This is a genomic window from Streptomyces roseus (genome assembly GCF_001044425.1).
Lineage (GTDB): Bacteria > Actinomycetota > Actinomycetes > Streptomycetales > Streptomycetaceae > Streptomyces > Streptomyces roseus.
In genome coordinates this window covers 1-13,085 of record NZ_LFML01000131.1, presented here as the reverse complement: position 1 = coordinate 13,085, position 13,085 = coordinate 1, and the positions used below count along the sequence as shown (strand labels likewise).

12 protein-coding genes and 1 pseudogene are annotated in these 13,085 nt (G+C 74.8%); 8 read left to right on the top strand and 5 right to left on the bottom strand.

Going from position 1 to position 13,085, the window contains the following annotated elements; genetic code table 11:
- Positions 1-120 precede the first annotated feature (120 nt).
- The 3 genes from ACS04_RS29475 to ACS04_RS29465 all read left to right on the top strand — a co-directional run bounded on the left by ACS04_RS29475 (position 121) and on the right by ACS04_RS29465 (position 4,978).
- Positions 121-900: a class I SAM-dependent methyltransferase gene (locus ACS04_RS29475; RefSeq protein ID WP_048479867.1), complete on the top strand. Its 780-nt coding sequence runs from the start codon at positions 121-123 to the stop codon at positions 898-900.
- Between the two features lie 44 nt (positions 901-944).
- Entirely contained in the window at positions 945-3,677 is a 2,733-nt protein-coding gene (locus ACS04_RS29470; protein WP_078865496.1) for a glycoside hydrolase family 2 protein, read from the top strand.
- Positions 3,678-3,868: 191 nt separating this feature from the next.
- Positions 3,869-4,978, top strand: a complete 1,110-nt coding sequence (locus ACS04_RS29465; RefSeq protein ID WP_048479866.1) for a mechanosensitive ion channel family protein — start codon at positions 3,869-3,871, stop codon at positions 4,976-4,978.
- Here the strand turns inward: ACS04_RS29465 and ACS04_RS29460 are convergent.
- Entirely contained in the window at positions 4,975-5,550 is a 576-nt protein-coding gene (locus tag ACS04_RS29460) for a MepB family protein (RefSeq protein ID WP_078865494.1), read from the bottom strand. The genes ACS04_RS29465 and ACS04_RS29460 overlap by 4 nt on opposite strands.
- Before the next feature lie 96 nt (positions 5,551-5,646).
- Between ACS04_RS29460 and ACS04_RS29455 the strand changes: the two genes are divergently transcribed.
- On the top strand, positions 5,647-6,648 hold the full coding sequence (locus ACS04_RS29455) for an NAD-dependent epimerase/dehydratase family protein (RefSeq protein WP_048479865.1): 1,002 nt from the start codon (positions 5,647-5,649) through the stop codon (positions 6,646-6,648).
- Between the two features lie 65 nt (positions 6,649-6,713).
- Here the strand turns inward: ACS04_RS29455 and ACS04_RS29450 are convergent, their stop codons facing one another.
- Complete coding sequence (locus tag ACS04_RS29450; protein ID WP_048479948.1) at positions 6,714-7,829, bottom strand: sensor histidine kinase; 1,116 nt, start codon at positions 7,827-7,829, stop codon at positions 6,714-6,716.
- Positions 7,822-8,655: a response regulator transcription factor gene (locus tag ACS04_RS29445; RefSeq protein ID WP_048479947.1), complete on the bottom strand. Its 834-nt coding sequence runs from the start codon at positions 8,653-8,655 to the stop codon at positions 7,822-7,824. Before ACS04_RS29445 ends, ACS04_RS29450 begins: the two co-directional genes overlap by 8 nt.
- 123 nt (positions 8,656-8,778) lie before the next feature.
- Between ACS04_RS29445 and ACS04_RS29440 the strand changes: the two genes are divergently transcribed.
- Genes ACS04_RS29440 through ACS04_RS29430 form a run of 3 tightly spaced genes read left to right on the top strand, consistent with a single transcriptional unit; the run spans position 8,779 to position 10,825 of the window.
- Entirely contained in the window at positions 8,779-9,495 is a 717-nt protein-coding gene (locus ACS04_RS29440; RefSeq protein ID WP_048479864.1) for a glycosyltransferase family 2 protein, read from the top strand.
- The gene (locus tag ACS04_RS29435) at positions 9,492-10,157 is read left to right on the top strand and encodes a TIGR04282 family arsenosugar biosynthesis glycosyltransferase (RefSeq protein WP_048479863.1); all 666 of its coding nucleotides are present in this window, start codon (positions 9,492-9,494) and stop codon (positions 10,155-10,157) included. Before ACS04_RS29440 ends, ACS04_RS29435 begins: the two co-directional genes overlap by 4 nt.
- Positions 10,139-10,825, top strand: coding sequence for a class I SAM-dependent methyltransferase (locus ACS04_RS29430; protein WP_158977631.1), 687 nt, complete (start codon positions 10,139-10,141; stop codon positions 10,823-10,825). Before ACS04_RS29435 ends, ACS04_RS29430 begins: the two co-directional genes overlap by 19 nt.
- Positions 10,826-10,933: 108 nt before the next feature.
- Here ACS04_RS29430 and ACS04_RS29425 read toward each other — a convergent pair whose 3' ends face one another.
- Both ACS04_RS29425 and ACS04_RS29420 read right to left on the bottom strand, forming a co-directional pair.
- The gene (locus ACS04_RS29425; RefSeq protein ID WP_048479862.1) at positions 10,934-11,338 is read right to left on the bottom strand and encodes a hypothetical protein; all 405 of its coding nucleotides are present in this window, start codon (positions 11,336-11,338) and stop codon (positions 10,934-10,936) included.
- Positions 11,338-12,486 carry a molybdopterin-dependent oxidoreductase gene (locus ACS04_RS29420; RefSeq protein ID WP_048479861.1) on the bottom strand — a complete coding sequence of 383 codons (1,149 nt, stop codon included), beginning with the start codon at positions 12,484-12,486 and terminating at the stop codon, positions 11,338-11,340. Before ACS04_RS29420 ends, ACS04_RS29425 begins: the two co-directional genes overlap by 1 nt.
- A 112-nt stretch (positions 12,487-12,598) precedes the next feature.
- On the opposite strand from ACS04_RS29420, the pseudogene ACS04_RS29415 reads away from it, so the two are divergent.
- Positions 12,599-13,085 (top strand): annotated as a pseudogene (locus tag ACS04_RS29415) (hypothetical protein); the annotation flags it as partial.

Sequence of the window (13,085 nt, the reverse complement as noted above, 5' to 3'; positions counted from 1 at the left end):
AAACACGAGCCGCCCCGGCGGACCGGCGCACTGGCCCCACTTGGCCGACCGGCGCCGTCGGGGGACGGGACGGGCGCGCCGCGACCGCCGGCCGGCCCGCCGGGCCGATAGTGGGGAGCTGTGGACAACGGGTCAGCGGGACAAGCGGAAGAGGGCGGCGCCTGGGCCGGGCCCGCCGGGGCAGAGGCCTTCGCGGCGGTGGAGGCGGCCACGGACTGGCTGCTCGGCTATCCGTTCGTGTTCGAGGCCCTGTCCCGCCGGCTCGGTGCGGACGAACTGCTCGTGGACTACGGCTGCGGGCCCGGCCGGGTGGCCGACCGGGCGGCGCGCGTACTGGGCGCGCGGGTGGTGGGGGTGGACACGTCCGCCGAGATGCTGGCGATCGCCCGCAGCACGGCGACGGCGGTCGCGGAGTTCCACCTGGTCAGGGACGGCCGGGTGACGGGCCTGCCCGACGAGTGCGCGGACGCGGTGATGTGCAACCACGTGCCGGCCTCGCTGCCGACCGAGGAGGCCCTGCTCGGAGTGTTCGCCGAGATCCGCCGCCTGCTGCGGCCCGGGGCCCCGTTCGTCCTGCTGACCACCGACCCCGACTGCACGGAGCTGGAGTACACCTCGCTGCGCGTGGGAGCCCCGGGGGTCTCGTACCGGCTGGGTGAGGAGATGCCGCTGCGGCTGCTGCGTACGGACGGGAGCTGGCAGGAAGTGCGCAACCACGCCTGGCCCGTCGACCGGCTGCCGATCCTCCTGGAGAGCGCCCGCTTCCGCGAGGTCAGCCAGCGCCGGCCCACCGTGGACGAGGCTTCGGCCCTGGCCGACCCCGCTCTGGTGGGCCGCCACCCGTGGACCGCCGAGCGCGCCGCGCCGCCCCTCGTGATCACCTCCGCCCTCGCCTCTTGAACCCCTGAGCCCCTGAGCTCCCGAACCTTCCGGAGACCGTCGCCGTGTTCCCCTCCCGTCTCCGCGTCCCGCGCCGGGCAGCGCCGGTCCTGGCCGTGCTCGGCCTGCTGGGGGCGCTCGTCGCGGGCGCTCCCGCCGCGGCGCCCTCCCCTCGGGCGGCGCTCGTACGGGCGGTGACCGAAGTCCCCGGGACCCCCGGAAGCGCCACGCCCCTGTCCGCGTACGCCATCCGGTCGACGGCCGAGGTGTCGGACGCCGCGGCCCTCGTCTCCGCCCCGGGCTACCGGACGACCGGCTGGCACCCGGCGGGGCCGCGCTCGACGGTGCTCGCCGCCCTGGTCGCGGACGGCACCCATCCCGACCCGTTCCACTCCACCGATCAACGGCGCATCCCGGCCGCCGATTTCGCGGTGCCGTGGTGGTTCCGCGCCGAGTTCACCGTGGCCGACACGGCCGCCCGCACCTACCTGGACTTCAGCGGGGTCGTCTCCGCGGCCGACGTGTACGTCAACGGCGAGCAGGTCGCCACGGCGTCCGCCGTCGCCGGCGCGTACACCCGCCACGAGCTCGACGTCACCGCTCGGGTGCGCGCCGGTACCAACGCGGTGGCCTTCCGGATCAAGCCGAACGACCCCCGCAAGAACCTCACCATGGGCTGGCTCGACTGGTTGCAGCCGCCGCCGGACGAGAACATGGGCATCGTCCGCGACGTGCTCGTACGGCGCGGCGGCCCCGTCGCCCTGCGCGACGCGCACGTGGTGACGGATCTGGCCCCCTCGCTGGCTTCGGCGGACGTGACCGTCAAGGCGACGGTCCGAAACGAGACGGCCGAGGCCCGCACCGCCACCGTCTCCGGCACCATCGGGTCGGGGATCGCCTTCCGCCGGGAGGTGCCCCTGCGCGCCCACGAGACGAGGACGGTGGCCTTCACCCCGGCCGACACCCCGCAGCTGCGCCTGGACCGGCCGCGGGTGTGGTGGCCCGCCGGGATGGGCGCGCAGGAACTGTACGAACTCGACCTGTCCGTCGCGGTCCCGGGCGCAGGCCTCTGCGACCGGTCCCGCCACGGCTTCGGCGTCCGCAGCGTGCGCGCACCGCTGAACAAGGACGGCGCCCGCCAGTACTTCGTCAACGGCAGGCCGCTGCTCATCCGGGGCGCCGGCTGGTCCCCCGACGAGCTGCTGCGCTGGGACGCCGCCTACGCGGAGGACCGGCTGGCGTACGCGCGGGACCTGGGCCTCAACACGCTGCGGCTGGAAGGGCACCTCGAACACGACGAGTTCTTCGACCTCGCCGACCGGTACGGGATCCTCACGCTGCCCGGCTGGCAGTGCTGCACCAAGTGGGAGGGCGAGGTCAACGGCACCGAGGCGGGCGAGAGCTGGACGGCGGCCGACCACCTCGTCGCCCAGGCGTCCATGGCGGCCGAGGCGGCCCGCCTGCGCGACCACCCCAGCGTCATCTCGTTCCTCATCGGCAGCGACTTCGCCCCGGACGCGGAGATCGAGAAGGGCTACGTCGACGCCCTGAAGGCCGCAGACTGGCCGACTCCGGTGGTCCCCGCCGCCTCCGCCAAGTCGGCGCCGCTGACGGGAGCCTCGGGGATGCGGATGCCGGGTCCGTACGAGTGGGTGCCGCCCGGCTACTGGTACGACAAGCGGGAGGGCGGGGCGACCGGCTTCAACTCCGAGACCAGCGCGGGGCCCGACATCCCCACCCTCGACACCCTGCGCCGCATGATGTCCCCGGCCGAGCTGACCTCCCTCTGGAAGGACCCGGCCGCGCCGCAGTACCACCGCTCGCCGTCCCGTACGTACGCCACCCTCAAGGTGTACGACGAGGCGCTCAGCGGCCGGTACGGCGCTCCGGGCAGCTTGGAGGACTACGTCGCCAAGGCGCAGCTCGCCCAGTACGAGAACGTCCGCGCGCAGTTCGAGGCGTACGCGCGCAACGCCACCGACGCCTCGAAGCCGTCGACGGGGGTGGTCTACTGGATGTTCAACAGCGGCTGGACCTCGCTGCACTGGCAGCTCGTGGACCGCTACCTCGACCAGAACGGCGCCTACTTCGGCGCGAAGAAGGCGAACGAGCCGCTGCACGTCCAGTACGCGTACGACGACCGGACGGTGGCCGTCGTCAACCGCCGGGCGGCGCCGGTGTCGGGGCTGACCGCCCGGGTCTCCCTCTTCAACACCGACGGGACGCGGAAGTACGACCGGACCGTGACGGGGCTCGCCGTCGGCGGGGACGGCGCGAAGGCGACCGTGCTGACCGTCCCGGCCTCGGTGGAGGGGCTGTCCACGACGTATCTCGCACGGCTGGTCCTGACGGACGCCGGCGGGCGCGAGGTGAGCCGCAACGTGTACTGGCTCTCCACGCGCCGAGACGTCCTCGACTACACCGAGAGCAACTGGTACATCACGCCGACCACGGCCTACGCCGATCTCACCGGGCTGCGGTCCATGGCGCAGGCCTCCGTATCCGCCACGGCGACGACGCACGAGGGCGGCGGCGCACCGTCGACCTCGACGACGGCCGTCACCGTACGGAACACCGGGACCGGCAACACCCCGGCGCTGCTCACCGACCTCCACCTGGTCGACGGGAAGGGCACCCCCGTCCTGCCCGTGCGGTGGTCCGACAACCAGATCAGCCTCTGGCCCGGCGAGTCGGCCACCCTGACCGCGACCTACCGAACGGCGGACCTGCACGGGTCCGCCCCCAGGGTCCGCATCTCCGGCTGGAACACTCCGACGGCCACGGTCCCGGCCGTCTGACACCGGGCCGCCCGCGCGGGGCTGGCGGGCCATGGGGCAGGATGGCAACCCGTTCCGGAATGCGTACGCACGCCCGAACGCGGCTCCACGCACGACAAACTGACAGGTGACAAGGTGATGACACACCTCATACGACGGCCCGCGCGGCCCGTCGGCGCTCCCCCGGTCCGGCGCCGAGCGGAGGGCGTCCGTTGAACCGGGAACTCCTCGTGCACGACTGGCTGGTGGCCGGTATCGCCCTGGCCGCGGGCGCGCTGGCCGGACTGCTGCTGCGGGCCCTGATGCGGTGGCTCGGGCGGCACGCCGAGCGGACGCGCTGGAGCGGGGACGACATCATCGTCGACGCGCTGCGCACCCTGGCCCCCTGGGCGGCCGTCATCGCCGGCGCCGCGGTGGCCGCCTCCACGCTGCCGCTCACCACGCGGGTGCTGGGATTCGTGAACCAGTCCCTGACCGCCGTGCTCATCCTCATCGCCACGATCAGCGCGGCCCGTGTCGTCGCCGGGCTCGTCCAGTCGGTGGCGGGGGCGCGGACCGGCGTGGCCGGATCGGCGTCCATCTTCGTCAACATCACACGGATCGTGGTCCTCGTGATGGGCGTCCTGGTCGCGCTCGAAACGATGGGCGTCTCCATCGCGCCGCTGGTCACCGCCCTCGGGGTCGGCGGCCTGGCGGTGGCCCTGGCCTTGCAGGACACCCTGGCCAACCTCTTCGCGGGCGTGCACATCCTCGCCTCGAAGACGGTGCAGCCCGGGGACTACATCCGCCTCACGAGCGGGGAGGAGGGGTACGTCGTCGACATCAACTGGCGCAACACCGTGGTCCGCAACCTGTCGAACAACCTGGTGATCATCCCCAACAACCGCCTCGCGCGGACGAACATGACCAACTTCACGCAGCCCGAACAGCAGTTGTCGATCCTGGTCCAGGTGGGTGTGGGCTACGAGAGCGATCTGGAGCACGTGGAGCGGGTGACCCTCGACGTGGTCGACAGCGTGATGGCCGACATCAACGGGGCGGTCCCCGACCACGAGGGCGCGGTCCGCTTCCACACGTTCGCGGATTCCCGGATCAACTTCACGGTGATCCTGGGCGTCGGCGAGTTCAGCGACCAGTACCGGATCAAGCACGAGTTCATCAAGCGCCTGCACCAGCGGTTCCGGACGGAGGGCATCTCCATCCCCGCGCCCACCCGCACGGTCGCGCTCCACCACGAGGGCCCCGGCTCTTCGGCGCTCCCCCCGGTACCGCACCAGCGCGAGGCCGCACCCCGCTCGCCGGCGACCACCACCCGGTCCTAAGCGCGGTACAGCTCCTCGGCGCGGGCCAGGTCGGCGGCGCCGTCCTGCGGCAGGTGGAGGAAGTGCTCCACCTGCCAGGCCCGGGCGCGGTCGGCCTGGCGGTTGGCGGTGGCCACCCAGGGCGGGTAGACGCGCAGGCCCCGCTTGCCGCCGGCGCCGCCCGCCGACACGACTCCGTGGCGGCGCAGGGCGTCCAGCGGGAAGACGAACTGGCCGAAGCCGTGGTCGTCGTGGCAGCCGATGACGAACAGCTCGACGCCGTCCGCCGTGTCGAAGGGTCGGATGGGCCCGTGCGGCGACCGCACCCACACGGTGACGAACTGGCCGGCCTTGGCGGGCGTCGTCCTGGCCGCGCGGAACCGGACGGCACGCCCCTCCACGGTGAACGCGTGCGCGGCGTACCCGCCGCCCTCGGCCTCGGGGACCGGCTGCGAGCAGCCGAACCCGCACGGGTCGTACACGCCCGATTTCGCCGCGAGGAGATCGCCGGGCAGTCCGGCGGCATCCGGCCACGGTACGGGGCCCCCGGAGTCGGGGCGGCGGTCGGCGGGGCGCTCGGGGTGGATCGGCATCCGGCCACCCTGTCACGGATCCGGGACGTCTTACGGATCGGTGACATGCGGCCGGGGCAGCGGCTGTACGGGCGGGCCGGGGCATAGCGTCGGATCATGCGCGTACTTGTGACTGGAGGAGCGGGCTTCATCGGCTCGCACATCGTCTGCGAGCTGGCCGACCGCGGCCACGACCCGGTGGTGTTCGATCTCGCGGAGGACGGAAGGGACGTACGGGAGCCCGGCCAGGTGCGCGACGCCCTGGCCGGGATCGACGCGGTCTGCCACCAGGCGGCCAAGGTCGGCCTGGGCAAGGACTTCGGCGACGCACCGGCGTACGTGTCGGCCAACGGCCTCGGTACGGCCGTCCTGCTGGCCGAGATGGCGGCGGCGGGGGTGCGCCGACTGCTCCTCGCGGGCTCGATGGTCGTCTACGGCGAAGGCCGGTACGCGTGCTCGGCGCACGGCGTGGTGCGGCCCGGCCCGCGCGCCGAGTCCGATCTCGCGGCGGGCCGGTTCGAGCCCCGCTGCCCGCACTGCGGGGCCGAGCTCGCGCCCGGCCTGGTCGGGGAGGACGCCCCGATGGACCCCCGGAACGTCTACGCCACCACCAAGCTGGAACAGGAGCACCTCGCGGCCTCCTGGGCGCGGGCCACGGGCGGCCGCGCGCTCTCGCTGCGCTACCACAACGTGTACGGGCCGGGGATGCCGCGCGACACCCCGTACGCGGGGGTCGCCGCGCTGTTCCGGTCCGCGCTGGCGCGGGGCGAGGCGCCGCGCGTCTTCGAGGACGGCGGCCAGCGGCGGGACTTCGTGCACGTACGGGACGTGGCGGCGGCCAACGCCGTGGCGCTGGAGTCCCTGGCCGGCGGCCCGGAGGGGTTCACCGCGTACAACGTCGGCAGCGGCGATCCGAGGACGGTCGGCGACATGGCGAAGGCACTGGCCGCGGCGTGCGGGGGCCCGGACCCCGTGGTCACCGGCGAGTACCGGCTCGGCGACGTCCGGCACATCACCGCCGACTCGGCGCGCCTGCGCCGGGAGCTGGACTGGCGGCCCGTGGTGCCGTTCGCCGCCGGCATGGCGGAGCTGGCGGCAGGGGCGGACGCGACCTGCTAGGGGGTGTCCGGGAAGCAGCGCCGTCTGCCCTGCGGGCGGACGGCGGCGCTTCCCGGACGTCCTCCCTAGGCCGGTGCCGGGAGGGTGAGTTCGAAGCGGCAGCCGCCCGTGACGTTGCGGACGTGGGCGTGCCCGTCGTGCGCCTCGACGATGCCCCGGACGATCGCCAGGCCCAGACCCGCGCCTCCCGGAGGCGTACGGGCCTGGGTCCCGCGCCACCCGGTGTCGAACACGCGCGGGAGGTCGTCCTCGGGAATGCCTCCGCAGGCATCGGTCACGGAGAGCACCACCGCACCCTCGCGGGCTTCGGCCGCGATCGCGACGGTGCCGTCGGCGGGAGTGTGACGGATGGCGTTGACCAGCAGGTTCGACAGGACGCGGGTCATCTCCTTGCCGTCCACCTCCACCGGGAGCGAGGCGATGCCGTCACCGACCAGCCGTACGCCGTGCTCGCGGGCGAGGGCGTCGGTACCGGCCAGGGCATCACCGACCAGGTCGTAGAGGTTCAGCCGGGTGGGGCTGAGGCTGAGGGCGCCCGCGTGGATGCGGGAGAGCTCGAAGAGATCCCCGACCATGGAGTTCAGGCGGTCGACCTCGGTGCGCATCTGCCGGTGGTAGCGGGCCGGGTCGGCGGCCATGCCGTCCTCCAGCGCCTCCGACATGGCGCGCAGCCCGGCGAGCGGGGTGCGCAGATCGTGCGAGATCCAGGCGACGAGTTCCCGCCGTGAGGTCTCCAGGGCCCGCTCGCGCTCCCGGGACGCGGCCAGGCGTTCGCTGGTCAGGGCCAGTTCGCGGCTGAGCGCGGCGAGTTCGGCGGGGGCGGGTACGGCGGGGGCGGTGAAGGTGCCGTCCTCGCCGAACACCCGCGCGGCGTCGACGAGCTCACGGCAGCGCCGGACCACCTGGCGCCCCAGCAGCAGGGCGGTGCCCAGCGAGACGGCGGCGGCCACCGCGACCACCACCGTCACCACGGTGAGGTCGTGGGAGGAGAGGAACATCGCCCAGGCCACGGCCAGCGTGCCGGCGAGCATGGCGAGGACGGCGACGGCGGTCACGACGGCGAGGGAGACGGCGACGCTGCGCCGGCGCAGTGCGCGCAGGGCGACGGCGCCGAGCGCGCCCGCGCCGCCCGCGCCGAGCAGCGCGTACAGGGCGATCAGCAGCAGGTCCTGATCACGCATGGTCACGGCCGGCCGTCCTCGTCGGGTCCGCGGCGGGCGCCGCCGGGGTGGGGTGGGTGTCGAAGCGGTAGCCGGCGCCCCAGACGGTCTGGATCAGCCGGGGGTTGGCCGCGTCGTCCTCGATCTTGCCGCGGAGCCTGCGGACGTGGACGGTCACGGTCGACAGGTCGCCGAAGTCCCAGCCCCAGACCTCGCGCATGAGCCGCTCCCGGTCGCAGACCTGGCCCGGATGCCGCAGGAAGAAGGCGAGGAGGTCGAACTCCCGGAGGGTGAGGGCGAGTTCCTCGCCGTCCTTGGTCACGCGGCGCGCCGCCGGGTCCAGGATCAGGCCGGCCGCGGTGAGCCGGGGGCCGGCGGCCGGTGCGGCGGGCACGGCCCGGCGCAGGACCGACTGCACGCGCAGGACGAGCTCGCGCGGACTGAAGGGTTTGGTCACGTAGTCGTCCGCGCCGACTTCCAGGCCCAGGATCCGGTCGTCCTCGTCGCCGCGCGCGGTGAGCATGATGACCGGGACGGGCGGGACGGCGCCCTGACCGCCGTGCTGCCCGGCGGCGCGCTCGCGCGCCCGCAGCCGCCGGCAGACCTCCAGCCCGTCCATCCCGGGCAGCATGAGGTCGAGGACCACCAGGTCCGGGCGCAGCTCCTCGGCGGCGCGCAGGGCGGCCGGTCCGTCCGCGGCGAGGCGGACGGTGAATCCGGCGCGGTCGAGGTATCCGGCCACGACCTCCGAAACGGTCGGGTCGTCGTCCACGACCAGGATGCCGGCGCCGCCGGCGGGATCGGGCGTCGCCGCCCCGTCGGTACTGTGCGCATTGCTGACTGCCATGACCACAGCCTGACATCCGCCCCGGCCCGTTCGTCCGGCACCCTCCCCCGATCAGGCACGACGTCCGCGTTTCGTAAGGACTCAAAGCCCCTTTCGTCCGCCTCCGCTTCCTACGGTGAGGAGGTGACTGATTCTGCTTGTGTGCCGCCCCGGGCGGACCTCGTACTGCCGTGTCTCGACGAGGCGGAGGCGCTGCCCTGGGTGCTGGCCCGGGTGCCGGCGGGGTGGCGGGCCATCGTCGTGGACAACGGCTCCACCGACGGCTCCGCCGACATCGCCCGGCGCCTGGGCGCGACCGTCGTGCGCGAACCCGTGCGCGGGTTCGGCGCGGCCTGCCATGCCGGGCTGCTGGCCGCGCGCGCCGACCTCGTCTGCTTCTGCGACTGCGACGCCTCCATGGACCCCGGGCTGCTGGCCGCCATGGCGGCGCGGGTCGCGGCCGGCGAGGCCGACCTGCTGCTCGGCAGGCGCCGCCCGCAAGGGCGCGGCGCCTGGCCCGTCCACGCCCGCGCCGGGAACCTCGCGCTGGCGCGGATGCTGCGCCGGCGTACGGGGCTGCGGCTCCACGACCTCGGACCCCTGCGGGTCGCGCGCCGCGCGGCCCTGCTGGACCTGGAGCTGACCGACCGGCGCAGCGGCTACCCGCTGCAGATGGTCGTACGGGCCGCGGACGCGGGCTGGCGAGTGGCCGAGACGGACGTCCCGTACCTGCCGCGCGCCGGGAAGTCGAAGGTCACCGGGACGTGGCGGGGCACCTGGCACGCGGTGCGGGACATGCGGCGGGTGCTGGCCGAGACGCCCGCCGCCCGGCCCGTCCCGGCCGGCGGGGTCCGCGCGTGAGCGCGTACGGGAGCGGCGCCGGGAGCGCCCCCGGCGGCGGCGCGGGCACGCTCATCGTCGTCGCCAAGGCGCCCGTGCCGGGCCGGGTCAAGACGCGGCTCACCCCGCACTTCACCCCGCGGCAGGCCGCCGAGCTGGCCCGGGCAGCCCTTCAGGACACCCTGGACGCCGTCCTCGCCACACCGGCCCGGCGGCGCGTCCTCTACCTGGACGGGGCGCCCGGGCCCTGGCTGCCCGCCGGCGTCGAGGTGGTCCCGCAGTGCGCGGGCGGGCTCGACGTCCGGCTGGCCGCGGCCTTCTCCCTCACCGGGGGACCCGCGCTGCTGATCGGCATGGACACCCCACAGGTCACCCCGGAGCTCCTCGCCCGGGGCCTCGACTTCGCCGGGACGGACTGCTGGTTCGGCCCGGCCCTCGACGGGGGGTTCTGGGCCCTGGGCCTCGCCGAGCCGGACCCCGCGCTGCTGCTGGGCGTACCCATGTCCGTCCCGCACACCGGGGCGGTGCAGCGGCAGCGGCTGGCCGCGACGGGCCGGCCCGTACGGGACCTGCCGGCGCTGCGCGACGTCGACACCCCGGACGACGCGGCGCGGGTCGCCGCGTCGGCGTCCGGCACCCGGTTCGCCGCGCTGTACGCCGATCTGTGCGCGGCCGTACGGTGACCGCGCGGACGACCGCGCCGCTCGCGGAGGCCGCCGCCCTGGCCTGGCGGGCCGACCCGTACTCCGACGCCCTGCGCGCCGGGCGGGGGCCGCTGTTCCTGCGCCGCAGCGACGGGTGGCTGCTGCCGCTGGAGGTGGAGCGCTGGTGCGCCGAAGCCGACGCGGCCGATGCCACCGTCCTGGCCCGCTGCGAGGGTCCGGTGCTGGACCTCGGGTGCGGACCGGGGCGCCTCGTCGCCGCCCTCGCCCGCCTCGGGCAGCCCGCGCTGGGCGTGGACGTGACCCCCGAGGCGGTGGCCCGTACGGTGCGCACCGGCGGCAGCGCCCTGTGCCGGTCCGTGTTCGAACCGCTGCCCAGCGAGGGCCGTTGGGGCACGGTCCTGCTCGTCGACGGGAACATCGGCATCGGCGGCGATCCCGGTGCGCTGCTGCGCCGGGCCGCCGAGCTCGCGGCCCCGGGCGGCACCCTGCTGGTCGAGGCGGCGCCGGTGGACGTCGACGAGCGCGTCGAGGTGCACGTCGAGGACGGGAACGGCGGCCGCGGAGCGGACTTTCCGTGGGCCCGGCTCGGCATCCGGGCGCTTCGAGCGCAGGCGGCCGACGCCGGCTGGACCCGCGCGGTGACCTGGCAGGCGGCGGGCCGCGCCTTCGTGCAGCTGCGCCGCTGATCCGTGCGGCCGCGCCGCTGAGCGCCGGCCCGAAACCGTGGAAGCGGCTGACGCGGTATCGCGTCAGCCGCTTTCGTGCGTTCAGCCGCTTTTCGTGCGTTCCGCCGCTCAGGTGCGCCGGCGCGCCCCGCGCAGCGCCGCGCGCGTGCCGGCGTACAGTCCCGCCGCCAGGGCGACGGCCGCCATCGTCAGCAGCCAGTTGCGCAGGTAGTCCAGCGGAACCACCGTCGGGTTGGCCGTCCCGCCGGGGCGCAGCAGCGGTGGGAGGGCGATCGCGGTGAGGGAGCCCGCGACGATCAGGGCGGCACGCGGGACCCCGCGCAGCCGCAGACCGAAGGCGCCGGTGAGCGCGGCGACCGCGATGACGAGCGGGGCGACGAGCCCGTCGTGCACCACGACCGCGCCCGCGAGCCACAGCGCGATCCGCCAGGGCGAGGGCTGCTGGACCAGCAGGGCGCCGCCGAGGCCCATCAGGGCCAGGCCGAGTCCCGCCACCGCGTAGCGGTACGCCATCACGCCACCTCCAGGCGGGCGACCCACTTGGTCTGGAGCACGCCGGGCCGGTTGGGGGCGATGATCCGCGCGGGGTGGCCGTGGTCCGGGGAGAGCTCCTCGCCGTTGAGCCGGAGCGCGAGCAGGGTGAGCGGGTCCTGGGCGTACTCGCGGCCCATCTCCATCACCCGGTAGGCGCCGGCCGGCTCCAGGGACTCCACGCGGGCTCCGGTTCCCGGGCCGCCTCCCGCGCGCTCCAGCAGGTCGCGCACCCGGACCCCGGTCCACCGGGCGTTCTTGCTCCATCCTTCGACGCAGGCGATGGGCAGCGTGACCTCGTACTGGGGCAGTGCGCGCAGTTCATCGAGGGTGAGGGTGTACGGGCGGGGTCCGGCGACGCTCAGCCGCCAGTCGCGTACGGCGGTCGCAGTGACCCCGGCCGCCTTGGCCGTGCGGTTCACCGGGAGCCCCTGCGGGCCGACGGCGGGGTCGCGCGGGGCGAACAGGTCGAGCCGGCCGAGCGCGGTCACGGACTGCCCGGCGGTGGTCAGCGTCACCGCCCCGACCGCCGCGGCGACGCCCGCGAGCAGCGCGCGCCGGTCCGGGCCGTCGGACGCGGGCAGCGCCAGGGTGCCCGGGGAGCGGCGGGTCCAATGGCTCCGGATCTCGGGCCACTTCACGGCGAGGTGCACCATGAGCGCGCCGATCAGCAGCCAGGACAGCGCGAAGTGGACGGGCACGAAGGAGAACGGCCAGGGGTACCACTGGAAGGTGTTGAGCAGCCCGGTGAACAGTTCGAACACCCCGGCCGCCACCAGGACCGCGACGGAGGCCCGTTCCAGCGCGTGCCGTACCGAGCGCAGCGGCGGCCAGGCGAACAGGCGGGGGTAGACCGCCCACAACTTCGCGAGCAGCAGCGGGATCGCCGCGATGCCGGAGATCACGTGGAGGCCCTGGGTGAACCGGTAGCCCCAGTACGGGCGGCTCGGCAGCCGGTCGGCGAGCCAGTCGGGCGGGTGCTGGAAGAAGTGGCTGAGCACACCGGTCGCGAAGCAGACGGCGAAGGCGAGCCCGAGCCAGCGGCCGACGGCGGTCGCGGTACGGGCGTCGTGCAACCGCGCCTTGAAGGTGACGGGCGGGTCGGCGGGGAGGCGGAGGGGAAAGCGCATGGACCCATGACACCCCCCGGAAGCTACTCGGAGGCGGTTCGGACACCTTACGAAACGCGGACATGGGCGGCGCGGTACCCCGATCCGGGCCGTTCCCTGGAACGCTGAAAGCGTGAACCCGCGTACCGCCCTCCGCCTTTGCGCCCTGCCCGTCCTCGCGCTCTGCGCCCTCGCCGCCGCCCTGGTGTGGACCGTCCGCTACGACGGCAATTTCACCGACCCCCTCGGACTGTCCTGGCGGTACGCGGCCTGCTGGGCGCTGTTTGCGGTCGCGCTGCTCGCGCTGCGCCGGGTGCCGGGCCGCCTGGTGGTGCCGCTGGTGCTGGCGGGGGCCTTCGCGGTGGCGGCGACGGGGCTGGTGGCGGAGCCCCGGACCAGCACCGATTCGTACCGCTACGCCTGGGACGGGCGGGTGCAGGCGGCGGGCGTCTCCCCCTACGACCACGCCCCGCAGGACCCGGCACTGGCGCGGCTCCGCGATCCGTGGCTCTTCCCCTCGGGGGCCGCCGCCTGCGCCGGCCCGGACCGGGCCCGGATCCCGTACGCCGGGCAGACCCCGCACTGCACGCGGATCAACCGTCCCTCCGTGCACACCATCT

What these genes read in the sequence shown, in the direction of transcription:
- ACS04_RS29460 (WP_078865494.1), bottom strand. Translation starts at nt 5,550, where the DNA reads ATGCCGATCCACCCCGAGCGCCCCGCCGACCGCCGCCCCGACTCCGGG.
- ACS04_RS29455 (WP_048479865.1), top strand. Translation starts at nt 5,647, where the DNA reads ATGCGCGTACTTGTGACTGGAGGAGCGGGCTTCATCGGCTCGCACATC.
- ACS04_RS29450 (WP_048479948.1), bottom strand. Translation starts at nt 7,829, where the DNA reads ATGCGTGATCAGGACCTGCTGCTGATCGCCCTGTACGCGCTGCTCGGC.
- ACS04_RS29445 (WP_048479947.1), bottom strand. Translation starts at nt 8,655, where the DNA reads ATGGCAGTCAGCAATGCGCACAGTACCGACGGGGCGGCGACGCCCGAT.
- ACS04_RS29425 (WP_048479862.1), bottom strand. Translation starts at nt 11,338, where the DNA reads ATGGCGTACCGCTACGCGGTGGCGGGACTCGGCCTGGCCCTGATGGGC.
- ACS04_RS29420 (WP_048479861.1), bottom strand. Translation starts at nt 12,486, where the DNA reads ATGCGCTTTCCCCTCCGCCTCCCCGCCGACCCGCCCGTCACCTTCAAG.